This is a genomic window from Curtobacterium sp. AB7, from assembly GCF_044909335.1.
Taxonomy (GTDB): domain Bacteria; phylum Actinomycetota; class Actinomycetes; order Actinomycetales; family Microbacteriaceae; genus Curtobacterium.
The window spans coordinates 39,242-54,397 of sequence record NZ_JBIYED010000003.1 but is presented as its reverse complement, the minus strand read 5'-3'; the positions used below and the strand labels follow the sequence as shown (position 1 = coordinate 54,397).

Genomic DNA, 15,156 nt, shown 5'->3' with positions numbered 1-15,156 from the left:
ACACGCCGTTCACGTTCGGGGCGATATGGCAGGGATTGCTGCGACACACCGCGGATGTCCCGACTTCCGGTGCTCGCGATATTTATCCTTCGGGCATGGAGACCCAGTCCGGTGCACGTACCCCCCTCGTCGACCCGTTCGGTCGCGAGGTCGAGGAGTGGCTCCGGGACGCCCCGGCGACGCGCACGCCGTACGTGGCAGACCTCGTGGTCCCGCCCGTCACCGGCCCGGTGCAGCGCCCCGACGCCGTGGCTGACGCCACCGCCGTCCAGACGCCGGACGTCAGCACCGAGACGCCCGCAGCCAGCGAGACGCCCGCAGCCAGCACCGAGACGCCCGCAGCCCCCGCAGCCCCCGCGTTCCGCCGCGACCGCGCCCGGCACGCCGCCGTCTGCGCCCCCTCGTTCCCCGAACCGCCGGAGCGCCTCGCCCTGCGCATCGAGGACCTCGCGATCGAGGTGTCGTCGTCCACCGGTCGCAGCACCATCGAGCGGATCGTCCTGCTCGAGGACGAGGTCCGTCGCCGCGACGAGGACCTCGCCCGCCTCGCCGCCTGGGAGGCAACCGTCGACGGCGCGGACGACCCCGAGGTCACCGCGGCCCGCGCCTTCGCCCAGACCGTCTTCGCGGACCTGCTCGAGGACGCCGCCGCCGAGTCGGACCGACGCGACCGCGCAGCCGCCCGCCGTGCCGCGACCGCCCCGGTCGCCGTCGCGACCGGCGTCGTCCCCGCTCCCGCGGTGGCCGTGGTCCGCCCGGCACCGGCGGCAGCCGCCGCACCTGGGGCCGACGTCGTCACGGCGACCCCGGCCGTGGCGCTGGTCGCCCCGGAACGCGACGAGCCCGTGCGACCGGTGCTGGGCCTCCCGGCCGTGTCGCCGGTGTCCGCGAACACGCGACCCACCCCGCTCGTCCAGCCCGCCACCGGGCCGACGGTCATCGACCGTGCCGCGTTCGCGGCCGCCCTCACCGCCCACCAGGGCACGACCGCGAGCACGCCCGTCGTGCTGCCGGACGCGATCGCCGTGCCCGGCGGCGAGACGGCCGCACCGGCGAGCGTCGACACCGACACCGACGAGCCGGCCCGGCCCGGCTGGTGGTCGCGACTCGTCGCCGGCCTGCTCCGTGCGCTCGGTCGCCGCTGACCGGGAGGCCCGGATCACCCCGCGCGGACCGGCTGCCGGTGCCGACGCGGTCGCCTCGGTAGACTGACGGGATGCCGACGCTCCGCGAACTCCAGGCCGTGATCGAAGACCTGTGGCCCGCCGCAGGAGCCGAGTCGTGGGACGCCGTAGGACTGGTCGCCGGGGACCCGGACGCCACCGTCGAGCACGTCCACCTGGCCGTCGACGCCGTCCCCGCGACCGCGCGTGAAGCGGTCGAGTTCGGTGCCGGGCTCCTCCTCACGCACCACCCGCTGTTGCTGCGCGGCGTCACGACGATCGCCGAGTCGACCTACAAGGGCAGCGTCCTCGCGACCCTCGTGCGCGGTGGCAGCGCCCTGATCGCGGCCCACACCAACGCCGACGTCGTCACCACCGGCACCTCGGCCGTGCTCGCCGACCGGATCGGACTGACCGACCAGCGACCGCTCGACGCCGGCACCGACCCCGCGACGGGCATCGGCCGCGTCGGCGTCCTCGCCGAGGGCACGACCCTCGGCGCCCTGGCACGGAAGCTCGTCGACCTGCTGCCGCCCACCGCGACCGGGGTCCGGGTGTCCGGCGACTTCGACCAGACCGTCCGCACCGTGGCGCTGTGCGCCGGCGCGGGGGACTCCCTGCTCGGCCACCCCGCCGTCCTCGCTGCCGACGTGTACATCACGAGCGACCTCCGCCACCACCCGGCGTCCGAGTTCCGCGAGCAGGCACTGCTCGGCGGCGGTCCCGCCCTCATCGACACCTCACACTGGGCCACCGAGTGGCTCTGGCTCGACGTCGCGGCCGCGCAACTGCGCCAGGCCGCGGGCGTCCGGGTCACCGTGAGCGACCTCCGCACCGACCCGTGGGACTTCGCGGTCCTGCCGGCGGCCGAACCCACCACCCCCACTGAAGGAGTCTGACCATGAAGGCAGCACCCGAGGACCAGGTCATCCTCCTCGACGTCCAACGACTCGACAACGACGTCACCCGCATCGCGCACCGCATCACGTCGCTGCAGAAGGGCGACCAGCTCACCGGACTCGGCACCAAGGCCGCCGGGCTGCGCAGCGAACTCGTCACCGCCACCGGCCTGGTCGAGGACGCCGAACGCGAACTCGCCCGCCTCGAGTCCGACACCGCCACGGCGCAGGCCCGGGTCGAGCGCGACACCACGATGCTGCAGAACGTGTCGAACTCGAAGGACGCGACCGGGCTGCAGAACGAGCTCGAGTCGCTGCAGCGCCGCATCGGTGGCCTCGAGACCGCCGAGCTCGAGGTCATGGAGAACCTCGACGGCCTCCGCGCCCGGGTCGGCGACATCGAGGCCCAGCTCGCCGACGTCGAAGCCGCCCGCTCCAGCCTGGTGGCCGAGCGTGACGCCGAGATCGCGCGGTTGTCGTCCGACCGCTCCTCTGCCGAGCAGGCCCGGGCCGACGTCGCCGCGAAGGTGCCGGCCGAGCTGCTCGCGCTCTACGACCGGCAGCGTGCCCGCTACGGCTTCGGTGCGTCGCTGCTGCAGGGCGGGGTGTCGACGGCGTCGGGCGTGGCGCTGAACAACTCGGACCTGCAGGACATCCGCCGGGCCGCGCCGGACGACGTCGTGCTGTGCCCGGACAGCGACGCGATCCTGGTGCGGACGGCCGAGTCGGGGCTGTAGGCGCTCGCACGCTGCCGACGGCAGGCGCGGAGCCAGCTGGCACCGCGCCTCCCGTCTGTGGAGCACGGGCGCACGTGCGGGGTCTGTCGCCTGGTGCGAGCTTGCACGCTCGGTGCGGCGTTCTGGCGCTGCACCGAGCGTGCAACCTCGCACGGGATCGCGAGCGCCGCACCGTGCGTCGAGCACGGCTCTCGTGGAAGTGGGGCGAATGGGCCGGCCGTACGCCGGGTTCTGTCCCGCCGCTTGCACGGCGGTGACGGCCATCTCTCTCGGACCGACGTTGCCGTCGGCCTCCAGCGGTCTACCCGAGGACTCGGCGAGCAGCCTCAGCGTCCTCTGTCTGACCTTGCTCCGGGCGAGGTTTACCGAGCGGATCCGGTCACCCGGACCCCTGGTGGTCTCTTACACCACCGTTTCACCCTTACCGACGTTGCCGCCGGCGGTCTGCTTTCTGTGGCACTGTCTCGCGGATTGCTCCGGGTGGGTGTTACCCACCGCCCTGCTCTGTGGAGCCCGGACGTTCCTCGGCACTCCCGGGGGAGTGACGCGACCGTCTCACCGACCCATTCGCAGGGCCGAGTCTACCGGCCCCACGCCCGTGCCCGTGCCCGGCCCTCGGCTCTCGGTCCCCGGTCCCGAGGTTCCGGGTCCCCGGGTCCCCGGTCCCCGGTCCCCGGTCCCGAGGTTCCGGGATCTCGGCATGTCGGCGCGCACGAGGGGTCTCCGTGGAACCTCGGCGCACCGCAGGCGGCGAGTCGTGGAACCTCGGTGCCAGCGGCCGGGCGCGTCGAACCACGCTCACACCGCACGGTGCGGGCTCGATTATCCGACCGGCCGCTTGGTCAGGCGCTGCGGGCAGCCAGGGTCGCGGCGCCGATGATGCCGGCATTGTTGCGCAGGGTCGCGGGGATGATCTCCGCCTGCAGGTCGAGCAGCGGCAGGAACTCCTCGTACTGCTTCGACACGCCGCCGCCGACGACGAAGAGCTCGGGGGAGAGCAGGGCCTCGAGCGTCGAGTAGTAGGTCTGCAGGCGCTTCGCCCAGTGCTTCCACGACAGGTCGTCGCGCTCCTTGGCCGCGAAGGACGCGCGTGACTCGGCGTCGTGCCCGTCGATCTCCAGGTGCCCGAGCTCCGAGTTCACGATGAGCACACCGTCGTTGATGAGCGCGCTGCCGATCCCGGTGCCGAGCGTCGTGACGATCACCAGGCCGTCCTTGCCCTTCGCCGCGCCGAACTGCTGCTCGGCGAACCCGGCGGCGTCGGCGTCGTTGACGAAGTGGATGGCGCGGCCGAGCTCCTTCTCGAACAGCGCCTCGGCCTCGAAGCCGATCCACTTCTTCGAGACGTTGGCAGCCGACATGGTCTTGCCGTCCCGCACGATCGCGGGGAAGCACACGCCGACGGGGACGTCGGCCGCGGGGGCGAGCTCCTCGAGGATCGACGCGACGACGGCGGTGATGTCGTGGGGCTTCCCGCCCTCCGGGGTGGCCTTCTTGATGCGGTCCGTGGTCAGTTCACCGGACGCGACGTCGACGATCGCGCCCTTGATGCCCGTACCACCGATGTCGACGCCGACTGCGAGGGAGGTCATGAGGTTGTCGTGCCTTTCGGTTGCCTGCCGGAGTGCCCGGTCAGGAAGGGGTGTCCGGTCAGGAGACGGTGAGGAGCTCCGCGCCGCGTTCGGTGACGACGAGGGTGTGCTCGAACTGGGCGGTCCACGACTTGTCGCGCGTCGAGACCGTCCAGTCGTCGGACCAGATGTCGGCCTCGATCCCGCCGAGGGTCAGCATGGGCTCGATGGTGAACACCATGCCCTGCTCGATGACGTCGTCGTACTGCGGCGCGTCGTAGTGCGGGATGATCAGGCCGGAGTGGAAGGCACGACCCACGCCGTGGCCGGTGTAGTCGCGGACCACGCCGTAGCCGAAGCGCTTCGCGTACGCCTCGATGGCGCGGCCGATGACGTTCACCTGCCGGCCCGGTGCGACGGCCTTGATGCCGCGCTCGAGGGCGAGCCGGGTGCGGGTCACGAGGTCCTCGACCTCCTGCGACGCCTGACCGACGATGAAGGTGCGGTTCGTGTCGCCGTGCATCCCGTCCTTGTAGGCGGTGATGTCGATGTTGACGAGGTCGCCCTCCTGCAGGACGGTGTCGTCGGGGATGCCGTGGCAGATGACCTCGTTGAGGCTCGAGCACAGGGACTTCGGGTAGCCGCGGTACCCGAGCGTCGACGGGTAGGCGCCGTGTGCGACGACGAAGTCGTGGCCGATGCGGTCGAGTTCGTCGGTGGTCACGCCGGGACGGATCGCCGCGCCGACGGCGTCGATGGCCTGGGACGCGATGCGGCCGGCGGTGCGGATGCGCTCGACCTCGTCGGGGGAGTACGTGTCACCGAGGCCGTGCTCGTGCGGTTCGACCTTGCCGACGTACTCCGGGCGCTCGATGTCCTTCGGGACGGGCCGGAGCGGGGAGATGCGGCCGGCGGTCAGGTGTCCGTGTTCGTCCCGGGGCATGCCGACCACTCTAGCCGCGGCGCGACGCGCCGAGCGCAACCGCCCCACGGTGCGGCCCGACGGGGTGGGCGTGACCGCCTGGAGGCCCGGTGCCGGTCCGGCGGACCGGCACCGGGCCTCCAGGCCGTCACCTGGGTACGGTGGGCGACATGAGCGACGAACGCATCGAGTCCCAGTGGTGGTTCAACGACAAGACCGGCCAGGTCGAGCAGGGTCCGCAGTCCCCGCAGCGTGACCGCATCGGCCCGTTCGACACGCGCGAGGAAGCGCAGCACGCGCTCGACCGCATCGCGGCGAACAACGAGAAGTGGGACGCCGACGACCAGTGACGGACCTGCGACGGCACCGTGACGGACCACTGACGCGTCGCACGGCCCCGCGCACGCCGCCGGACCACTAGCCTGGGACGAGGCCCGCCCGCGGCCACCCGATACACGGAAAGGTCGTGCATGGACAAGCAGACGGACTTCGTGCTCCGCACCATCGAGGAGCGCGGCATCAAGTTCATCCGACTCTGGTTCACGGACGTCATCGGGACGCTGAAGTCGGTGGCGATCGCCCCGGCCGAGGTCGAGGGTGCCTTCGCCGAGGGCATCGGGTTCGACGGCTCCGCGATCGAGGGCCTCTCCCGCTCGTACGAGGCCGACGTGCTCGCGCACCCGGACCCCTCGACGTTCCAGATCCTGCCGTGGCGCGGCGAGGTCGACCCGACCGCGCGGATGTTCTGCGACATCACGACGCCGGACGGCCAGCCCGCCGTCGCCGACCCGCGCAACGTGCTGAAGCGCACGCTGGCCCGGGCGAGCGAGCGTGGGTTCACGTTCTACACGCATCCCGAGATCGAGTTCTACCTGCTCAAGAGCCGCGAGTGGAAGGACGGCGGGCCGCAGCCCGTCGACCAGGCCGGCTACTTCGACAACGTCCCCGGCGGCAGCGCGCACGACTTCCGTCGTCGCTCCGTCCGGATGCTCGAGGACCTCGGCATCTCGGTGGAGTTCAGCCACCACGAGGCCGGCCCGGGCCAGAACGAGATAGACCTCCGCTACGCCGACGCACTGACGATGGCGGACAACATCATGACCTTCCGCACCGTCGTGAAGGAGGTCGCGATCGAGCAGGGCGTCTACGCGACCTTCATGCCGAAGCCGATCTCCGGTCAGCCGGGCTCGGGCATGCACACGCACGTCTCGCTCTTCGAGGGCGACCAGAACGCGTTCTACGAGGCCGGCGGCGAGTACCAGCTGTCCCGCACCGCCAAGCACTTCATCGCCGGCGTGCTCAAGCACGCACCGGAGATCACCGCGGTCACGAACCAGTTCGTGAACTCGTACAAGCGCCTCTGGGGTGGGGACGAAGCCCCGTCCTTCGTGACGTGGGGCCACAACAACCGCTCGGCGCTCGTGCGCGTGCCGTTGTACAAGCCCAACAAGGGCCAGTCGTCGCGCATCGAGTACCGCGGCATCGACTCGGCGGCGAACCCGTACCTGGCGTACTCGCTGCTGCTCGCTGCGGGGCTGAAGGGCATCGAGGAAGAGTACGAGCTGCCGGCCGAGGCCGAGCACGACGTCTGGAGCCTGACCGACGCCGAGCGTCGTGCCCTCGGGTACAGCCAGCTGCCATCGAGCCTCGACCACGCCCTCAGCCTGATGGAGGACTCCGAGCTCGTCGCCGAGACGCTCGGCGAGCACGTGTTCAACTTCGTGCTCCTCAACAAGCGGCAGGAGTGGAAGCGCTACCGCGACCAGGTCACGCCGTTCGAGCTCGACACCAACCTCGGCGCCCTCTGAGCGAGCGCACCAGATGACCGGTCGGACGACGTCGTCGCGTTCCGAGTTGGCCCGCCTGGGCTTCGCCGAGCTGTCGGAGAGCCTGGAGCGGATCGCCGACCTGGAGGCGCGGTTCGGCTCCGTCGTGCCGCTTCCGGTCAGCGGGACCCCGGCGCTCTGGGGCATCACCGCGGATCCCGACGGCGCGCTGCGGCTGCTGGAACGGCTGTTGGAGCGTGCTCCGGACGAGCTCCGCCCCGTCCTGGCGGACGAGGCGGCGACGGAACGGCTGATCCGCCTGCTCGGCGCCTCGGTCGGTCTGGGTGAGTTCCTGCACCGTCGGCCTGCCGAGCTCGCACTGCTGCTCGAGCCCGTCGTCGCGCCGTGGTCGCAGGAGCGGTACACGGCGTCGCTGCTCGAGGCGATCGACGGTGCCACCGGCGAGGACGCACGGATGTGCCTGCGGGTGCGGTACCGCCGGCACCTCGCGCAGATCGCCCTGTACGACGTGCTGCACTCGTCGCCGACCGAGGCGTTCCCGGCCGTCGCTGCCGGACTGGCCGACCTCGCCGGGGCAGCGCTCGACGCCGCGGTCGACGTCGCCCGGCGCGAGGTGCCGTTCCCGGCCGCCGACGTCGCCGCCACCCCGCTCGCGGTGATCGCGATGGGCAAGGCCGGCGCACGCGAGCTCAACTACGTCAGCGACGTCGACGTCATCTTCGTCACCGAGTCCACCGACGACATCGGCACCGACCGTGCCGTCCTCATCTCGACGCGGATCGCGATCGCCGCGACCCACGCGATCACCGACCTGGCTGCCGAACCCGGTCTGTGGGAGGTCGACGCGAACCTGCGACCGGAGGGCAAGGACGGTGCCCTCGTCCGCACGCTCGACTCGCACGTCGCGTACTACGAACGCTGGGCGAAGTCGTGGGAGTTCCAGGCGCTCCTCAAGGCCCGGCCGATCGCCGGTTCGGCCGACCTCGGTGCACGCTACGCCGAGGCGGTCGCACCGTTCGTGTGGAGCTCGTCGGCGCGCCCCGGGTTCGTCGAGTCGGTGCAGCGGATGCGCGAGCGCGTCACCGACCACATCCCCGACGGCGAGGTCGACCGGCAGCTCAAGCTCGGTCCGGGTGGCCTGCGCGACGTCGAGTTCACGGTGCAGCTCCTGCAGCTCGTGCACGGACGTGACGACGAGTCCGTTCGAGTCCGTTCCACCCTCGAGGCGATGGACGCCCTGACCGCCGCCGGGTACGTCGGACGCGCCGAGGCCGCCCACTTCGGTCCGGACTACGCGCTGCTCCGCGTCCTCGAACACCGCATCCAGCTCCGCCGACTGCAGCGGACGCACCTGATGCCGACCGACGAAGACGAGCTCCGCGTCCTCGCCCGGTCGAGCGGTCTGGCCTCCTCGGCCGCAGCCCTCGAGACCCGGTGGCGCGCGGTCAAGCTCGAGGTCCGGGGCCTGCACGAGCGGCTGTTCTACCGTCCGCTGCTGTCCGCCGTCGCCACGACCGAGGGCGAGATCGTGCTGACCGACGACCAGGTCGTCGACCGGCTCGCTGGCGTCGGGTTCGTCGACCCGCCGGGTGCGCTGCGGCACATCCGGGCGCTCACACAGGGCACGAGCCGACGTGCGGCGATCCAGCGGAACCTGCTGCCGGTGCTCCTGCGGTGGATGGCCGAGGGGCCGGCGCCCGACCGGGCCCTGCTGGCGTTCCGACGGCTCAGCGACACCCTGGGGGAGTCCAGCTGGTTCCTCCGGATGCTCCGCGACTCGTCCGGGGCTGCGCACTCGCTGACCACCGTGCTGTCGGAGTCGGCGTTCCTGTCCGGTCTGCTCGAGCGGTTCCCCGAGGCCGTTGCCTGGCTCGACGAGCCCGAGTCGCTCCTGCGTGCCCGCCCGATGGACTCGTTGCTCGCCGAGATGACCGCGACCACGGCGCGGCACGGCAACGACGTCGACGGTGCGGCCAGCCTGCTGCGCTCGGCGCGCCGCCGCGAGACCCTCCGTCTCGGCATGGCGGCGGTGCTCGGCCACCTCGACGTGGACGCCCTGGGCGCTGCACTCAGCGACGTGACCGAGGCGACGCTCGCCGGGGCGCTCGCGCTCGCCCGACGCGACGCCCCCGCGGACTTCGAGTTCGGGATCATCGCGATGGGACGCTACGGCGGACGGGAGCTCGGCTTCGGTTCCGACGCCGACGTCCTCTACGTGTACCGCGCGCCGGACCTGGCGACCGAGGTGGCCTCCCGCACGGCACAGACCATCGTGCGCGAGCTGAACCGGCTCACCGAGGACACCGTCCACCCGCTCGACCTCGACATCGACCTGCGCCCCGAGGGCAAGAACGGCCCGGTGGCGCGCACGCTGGAGTCCTACGGCGCCTACTACGCCCGGTGGTCGCTGACGTGGGAGGCGCAGGCGCTGCTCCGTGCCCGTGGCGCCGTCGGCGACGCCCAGCTGCTCCGGGACTTCGAGCACCTGGCCGACCGCACGCGCTACCCGGAGCGCATCGACGAGAACGAGGTGCGCGAGGTCCGACGCATCAAGGCCCGCGTCGAGTCCGAGCGGCTGCCCCGCGGTGCTGACCCGGCTCGTCACCTCAAGCTCGGGCGCGGATCGCTCAGCGACGTCGAGTGGTTCGTCCAGCTCCTGCAGCTCCAGCACGCGCTCGAGTTCCCCGCGCTCCGCACGACCTCGACGCTCGAGGCACTCGACGGTGCCGTGGCCGCCGGGTTCGTCAGCGCCGACGACGGCGAGCGGCTCGGCGCGGCCTGGCGCTTCGCCTCGCGGACGCGCAGTGCGCTGGTGCTCTGGTCGGGGAAGACGACCGACGTCCTGCCCGTCGACCGCGTCCAGCTCGAGGGTGTCGCGCGGCTGATGGAGTACCCGCCCGGCTCGGCGAGCGAGCTCGAAGAGGACTACCTCGGCGTCACCCGACGCGCACGACAGGTCTTCGAGCGCGAGTTCTACGGCGCCTGACCCAGCGGCGACACGCCCGAGGTCGCGCGCACGGCACGGAACCGAGCAGTCGTCGGAGGTTAAATCTCCGTGTCGCGCAGTGTCCCCCGTTGCGACGCCGGCCGTACCCCTGTTCGGACCGCGCCGGTACTGTTACCACGTCGTGACCGAACTCCCACCGGACCTCCAGGCGCTCATTTCCGGTGCCCCCCGACACGCCACGCGACCACCTGCTGACCGGGGGTTTGCGTCCGAGCCGACCCGCGCCTCCCGGCCCCGGTCCACGTGTGTACCGGCGGCCGATGTCGGGCAGGTGGTCCGCAGGAGTGCTGTCAGCACGAGGGGGGACCACTGGTCCCGGTGGAGATGGGGACAAGTGTGTACCCCGTAACGCGCCCGTAACGCCCCCGGACGGGGGTCGCGTTGCGCCGGGGTTCAGGTTTCTGCGTCAATGGGGTCACCCGAACCGACCCTGATTCCCCAACGTCGCGGAATCTCCACCTCGAACGTTGAAGCAGGGATCAGTGTTCACCTTCATTCTGCAGATCAGGCAGATGGTCGAAGGCCACCCCGAGTTCTACCTGTTCGCCGTGTACTCCGCGGTGATCTGGTTGCTCTGGTTGGTCAAGGTCGTCATCTCCGCCCGCTACCGCCCGTTCACCGGCACCTTCGTCGGTACCACCAGCGTCGTCGTCCCCGTCGTGGACGAACCGCTCGACCTGTTCCGCGACGTCATCGGTCGCATGGTCGAGCAGCGACCCGGCGAGATCATCGTCGTCATCAACGGCGCCCGCAACGAGGCGCTCGAAGCCGTCTGCGACGAGTTCGCCCCGCTCGTCCGCTGGACGCACACGCCCATCCCGGGCAAGCGCAACGCCGTCAAGGTCGGCACCGAGATGTCCAACGGTGACATCACGGTGCTCGTCGACTCGGACACCGTCTGGACCCCCGGCGCGCTCGAGGAGCTCCTCAAGCCGTTCGCCGACGAGTCCGTCGGCGGTGTCACGACGCGGCAGCGCATCCTCGAACCCGAGCGCAGCTGGATCACCCGCTGGGCCGACTGGCTCGAGAACTCGCGAGCGCTCTACTCGATGCCCGCGCAGAGCGTCCTCGGGCAGATCGGCTGCCTGCCCGGGCGCACGATCGCCTTCCGGCGGAGCATCCTGATGCGCGTCATGGACAAGTTCATGCACGAGAAGTTCATGGGCGTGTTCCTCGAGGTCTCCGACGACCGCACGCTCACGAACCTCACGCTCAAGGAGGGGTACCGGACCGTCTACCAGTACACCTCGCTGGTCTACACGGACGCCCCGCTGCAGGTGAAGAAGCTGTTCAAGCAGCAGCTCCGCTGGGCCCGCGGTTCCCAGTACAACACGCTGCGCATGCTGCCGTGGATGCTCGGTCACGCCCCGGTGCTCGCGGCGTTCTTCATCACCGACATCATCCTGCCGTTCATGCTCTTCGGCGTGATCGCCGGCTGGATCTACCGGGCCTTCACCGGGCAGGGCGAGAACCTGTACCAGGGCATCCTGTCGCAGTACGGATTCTCGACGGGCTTCGTCTACGTCGCCGCACTGATGGTCGTCTCGTCGGTGCTCAGCATGGCCATCCGGCAGATGCGCCACCTGGCCGAGAAGCCGAGTGACTTCTTCCGCCTGCCGATGTTCATCATCGTGTCGACGTTCTTCCTCATGCCGATCCGGCTCATCGGCTTCTTCCGCCTGGCGCACGCGTCCGGCTGGGGGACCCGTGCGGGCGCCTACGCCGGCGGTCCGATGCAGGAGGACCCGTCCGACGCGGCGCAGCCGTCGTCCTTCGGCACCCAGACCCCGGTGAGCCCGATCGACGCCGCGGACCGTGCTCGGGCCGTCGACGGCCGCGTGCCCCTCGGGAGCGACCAGGTGGCCGTGGACCGCGCGTTCGACGAGCTCTTCGGGGCCGACGCCACCACCAACTCCACCACGACCGTGCTCGCGACCCGGCGCGAGGCCGCTGCTGCAGCAGCAGTGCAGCCCGCAGCCCCACGGACCGCCCCCGTGAAGGCCCGCCGGTACAACCCGTACGCCGCGATCCCGTACTGCATCGGCATCGCGATCTTCGTCCTGGAGGCCTTCCTCATTGTCTGACATCATCCGCTCCTCCAGTACGTGGTGGGCGCAGTCGAGCAAGCACGCCCGCTGGACGGCCGTCGGCACGACCGCCATCGTCCTCGCCCTCGCCCTCATCACCTGGTCGGTCTGGGTCTCCCCGGCCGGCCCCGTCTCCACCGCCGTCCACCAGGCCCTCGGGGTCACCGCCCCGAAGGCCAAGAAGGTGTCGGCCGCCGAACTGCAGACGCAGCTCGACGCCGCCCAGGACCGCATCTGGGCGCTCGAGGGCAAGCTCGACTCCCGCACGGCCCAGGCCGGGTCGCGTGGCGACCAGATCACGGAGCTCAAGGCGCAGATCGCGTCGCTCCAGTCCCAGCTCGGTGCGGCGAAGAACTCGGGAGGCTCGTCCTCCGTCAGCGCGTCGGGTTCCGGTGCGAACGGGGCCGGCACCTCGGGCTCCGGTTCCGGGTCCGGCTCGGTCGCGTCCGACAACGGGTCGGGCGCCGGGTCGGGCAGCGGTTCGGCCGGTGGTTCGGGTGGCGGCAACGGCGGGGTGACCAACCCCAACCCCGGTCCGTCGACCGACCCGGGCACCACGCCCGTCGCCGTGCCGACCAAGGCCGAGATCCTCGGGCAGCAGTCGCGCTGGTACGGCCTCTACACGGCGCAGTCCCCGTTCAACTGGGCCGAGTACGACGAGGTCTCCCGGCAGGTCGGCACCGCGTCGAACATGACCGGGTTCTTCCAGGGCTTCGACCAGGAGTTCAACGCGAGTGCGATCCAGCGCTCGTGGGCGAACGGCCGCGTGCCGCTCATGACCTGGGAGACCGCGCCCGCGCAGACCGGCAACGACCAGAAGTACGTCGCCGGCTACACCAACAAGGACATCACCGACGGTGACTTCGACGCGTACCTGACGAAGTACGCCAAGGCGCTGAAGGCGAACGGGCAGCCGATGGTCATCCGTCTCGACCACGAGATGAACGGCTCCTGGTACAACTGGTCCGAGGGCGACGCCCAGCAGAACGCGAAGCAGTCGTACGTGAAGATGTGGCAGCACGTGCACGACGTCTTCCAGGCGAACGGCGCGAACGACTACGTCATCTGGAACTGGGCGCCGAGCCGCATCGACAAGCTCGGCAACGCGAAGTACCAGACGCTCGACTACATGCAGAACTACTACCCGGGTGCCGACTACGTCGACTGGGTCGGCATGAGCGGGTACTACCGCACGGCCTCCGAGGACCCGACCTTCGCGAACACCTTCGCCGCCACCGTGCAGCAGCTGCGCGAGGTCGCACCGGGCAAGAAGATCCTGCTCAGTGAGATCGGCGCCACCGAGAGCGGCACCACCGTCTCGGGCGGCCAGAAGTCGAAGTGGATCACCTCGCTCTTCGACGCCCTGGCCGACCCCGCCAACGCCGACATCATCGGGTTCTCGTACTTCAGCGAGACCGCGACCACGGTCGTGGACGGCGTCCGCTCCACCAACGACTGGCGACTCAACTCGCGAGCCGACTCCCTGGCGGCCTTCGCCGAGGGCATCAAGCGCAACGACATCGACTACGACCTGCAGGAGGTCACGCCATGACCGCGTCCAAGAAGTCGCCCGACCAGGCCGACACCCGCCCCGCACCCGTCATCAGCGTCATCGGCACCGGCTACCTCGGTGCCACCCACGCGGCCGCCATGGCCGAGATGGGCTTCGAGACCATCGGCGTGGACGTCGACCCGGCGAAGCTCGCCGCGTTGTCCGCCGGCGAGGTGCCGTTCTTCGAGCCCGGCCTGCCCGAGCTCATCACGAAGCACGTCGCCAGCGGCAAGCTCCGCTTCACCGCCGACATCGCCTCGGCCGTCGCCGCAGCCGACGTTCACTTCGTCTGCGTCGGCACCCCGCAGAAGGCCGGCTCGCACGCCGCGAACCTGGCGTACGTCGAGAGCGCCACCCGCGGCGTCGCCGAGAACCTCACCCACCCGGGACTCATCGTCGGCAAGTCGACGGTCCCGGTCGGCACCGCTGCACGGCTCCGCGGCATCGTCCGCGAGTTCACGCCCTCGGGGATCGACGCCGAGCTCATCTGGAACCCGGAGTTCCTCCGCGAGGGCAAGGCCGTCGACGACACGCTGCACCCGGACCGCCTGGTCTGGGGCGGCGCGTCCGCGGCTGCCGACGCCGTCATCCGCGAGGTCTACGCCGCACCCATCAGCGAGGGCACCCCGGTCATCACCACCGACCTCGCGACGGCCGAGCTCGTCAAGGTGAGCGCCAACGCGTTCCTCGCCACGAAGATCTCGTTCATCAACGCGATCTCGGAGATGTGCGCGATCACGGGCGCCGACGTGTCGACGCTCGCCGATGCCCTCGGGCACGACGCCCGCATCGGCCGGAAGTTCCTGAACGCCGGCCTCGGGTTCGGCGGCGGGTGCCTGCCGAAGGACATCCGAGCGCTCATGTACCGCGCGAACGAGATCGGGGCGGGCCAGGTCGTCGGCCTCATGCAGCAGGTCGACGAGATCAACATGGGCCAGCGTCAGCGGGTCATCGACATGGCGATCGACTCGGCCGGGGGATCGGTGCTGAACCGTCGCGTGGCCGTCATCGGCGCTGCGTTCAAGCCCCTGACCGACGACGTGCGGGACTCCCCGGCGCTCAACGTGGCCGCTGCGCTCCACCTGCGCGGCGCACAGGTCACCCTCTGGGACCCTGAGGCGATGGAGCCGGCGAAGCGCTCGTTCCCGACGCTGAGCTACGCCGCGTCGATGACGGACGCGATCGAGGGCGCCGACGTCGTCCTCGTCCTCACCGAGTGGGACGAGATCATCACCGCCGACCCGGTCGCCCTCGGTGACCTCGTCGGTCGCCGCGTCGTGATCGACGCGCGCAACTGCCTCCCGGTCTCCGACTGGGTCAAAGCGGGGTGGACCGTCCGTTCCCTGGGGCGGCCCACGCCGGTCGCGGGTGCACCCGTGAGCGTCGCAGCGGGGACGAACGACTCGTTGGCCACGGCTCGCTAGTCACCGT

The 15,156-nt window shown here is 70.9% G+C and carries 11 protein-coding genes and 1 other RNA gene; 9 read left to right on the top strand and 3 right to left on the bottom strand.

Annotated features, from left to right (window positions below; translation table 11 throughout):
- Nucleotides 1-95: 95 nt before the first annotated feature.
- The 3 genes from ABH929_RS08750 to ABH929_RS08740 all read left to right on the top strand — a co-directional run bounded on the left by ABH929_RS08750 (nt 96) and on the right by ABH929_RS08740 (nt 2,799).
- Nucleotides 96-1,145, top strand: coding sequence for a hypothetical protein (locus tag ABH929_RS08750; RefSeq protein ID WP_263092059.1), 1,050 nt, complete (start codon nt 96-98; stop codon nt 1,143-1,145).
- 71 nt (nt 1,146-1,216) lie between these two features.
- Nucleotides 1,217-2,062, top strand: coding sequence for a Nif3-like dinuclear metal center hexameric protein (locus ABH929_RS08745; protein WP_263092058.1), 846 nt, complete (start codon nt 1,217-1,219; stop codon nt 2,060-2,062).
- 2 nt (nt 2,063-2,064) lie between these two features.
- Nucleotides 2,065-2,799 (top strand): zinc ribbon domain-containing protein, encoded by a 735-nt coding sequence (locus ABH929_RS08740; protein ID WP_263092057.1) that lies wholly within the window; start codon nt 2,065-2,067, stop codon nt 2,797-2,799.
- Between the two features lie 205 nt (nt 2,800-3,004).
- Here ABH929_RS08740 and rnpB read toward each other — a convergent pair.
- The 3 genes from rnpB to map form a co-directional block, all read right to left on the bottom strand.
- Nucleotides 3,005-3,365: RNase P RNA component class A (rnpB, locus tag ABH929_RS08735), an RNA gene on the bottom strand.
- Between the two features lie 276 nt (nt 3,366-3,641).
- On the bottom strand, nt 3,642-4,391 hold the full coding sequence (gene ppgK, locus ABH929_RS08730) for a polyphosphate--glucose phosphotransferase (protein ID WP_123312788.1): 750 nt from the start codon (nt 4,389-4,391) through the stop codon (nt 3,642-3,644).
- A 58-nt stretch (nt 4,392-4,449) separates the two neighbouring features.
- The gene (map, locus tag ABH929_RS08725) at nt 4,450-5,313 is read right to left on the bottom strand and encodes a type I methionyl aminopeptidase (protein ID WP_263092056.1); all 864 of its coding nucleotides are present in this window, start codon (nt 5,311-5,313) and stop codon (nt 4,450-4,452) included.
- 149 nt (nt 5,314-5,462) lie between these two features.
- On the opposite strand from map, the gene ABH929_RS08720 reads away from it, so the two are divergent.
- The 6 genes from ABH929_RS08720 (at nt 5,463) to ABH929_RS08695 (ending at nt 15,149) form a co-directional block, all read left to right on the top strand.
- Nucleotides 5,463-5,642: an SPOR domain-containing protein gene (locus tag ABH929_RS08720; RefSeq protein WP_111087009.1), complete on the top strand. Its 180-nt coding sequence runs from the start codon at nt 5,463-5,465 to the stop codon at nt 5,640-5,642.
- A 120-nt stretch (nt 5,643-5,762) separates the two neighbouring features.
- Complete coding sequence (gene glnA / locus ABH929_RS08715; protein WP_111087010.1) at nt 5,763-7,100, top strand: type I glutamate--ammonia ligase; 1,338 nt, start codon at nt 5,763-5,765, stop codon at nt 7,098-7,100.
- A gap of 13 nt (nt 7,101-7,113) precedes the next feature.
- On the top strand, nt 7,114-10,065 hold the full coding sequence (locus tag ABH929_RS08710) for a bifunctional [glutamine synthetase] adenylyltransferase/[glutamine synthetase]-adenylyl-L-tyrosine phosphorylase (protein ID WP_404560898.1): 2,952 nt from the start codon (nt 7,114-7,116) through the stop codon (nt 10,063-10,065).
- A gap of 503 nt (nt 10,066-10,568) precedes the next feature.
- On the top strand, nt 10,569-12,170 hold the full coding sequence (locus tag ABH929_RS08705) for a glycosyltransferase family 2 protein (protein WP_134193674.1): 1,602 nt from the start codon (nt 10,569-10,571) through the stop codon (nt 12,168-12,170).
- Nucleotides 12,163-13,725, top strand: a complete 1,563-nt coding sequence (locus tag ABH929_RS08700; protein ID WP_263092054.1) for a glycoside hydrolase family 26 protein — start codon at nt 12,163-12,165, stop codon at nt 13,723-13,725. The genes ABH929_RS08705 and ABH929_RS08700 overlap by 8 nt, the downstream gene beginning before the upstream one ends.
- Complete coding sequence (locus tag ABH929_RS08695; RefSeq protein ID WP_263092053.1) at nt 13,722-15,149, top strand: UDP-glucose/GDP-mannose dehydrogenase family protein; 1,428 nt, start codon at nt 13,722-13,724, stop codon at nt 15,147-15,149. The genes ABH929_RS08700 and ABH929_RS08695 overlap by 4 nt, the downstream gene beginning before the upstream one ends.
- The last annotated feature ends 7 nt before the right edge of the window (nt 15,150-15,156 follow it).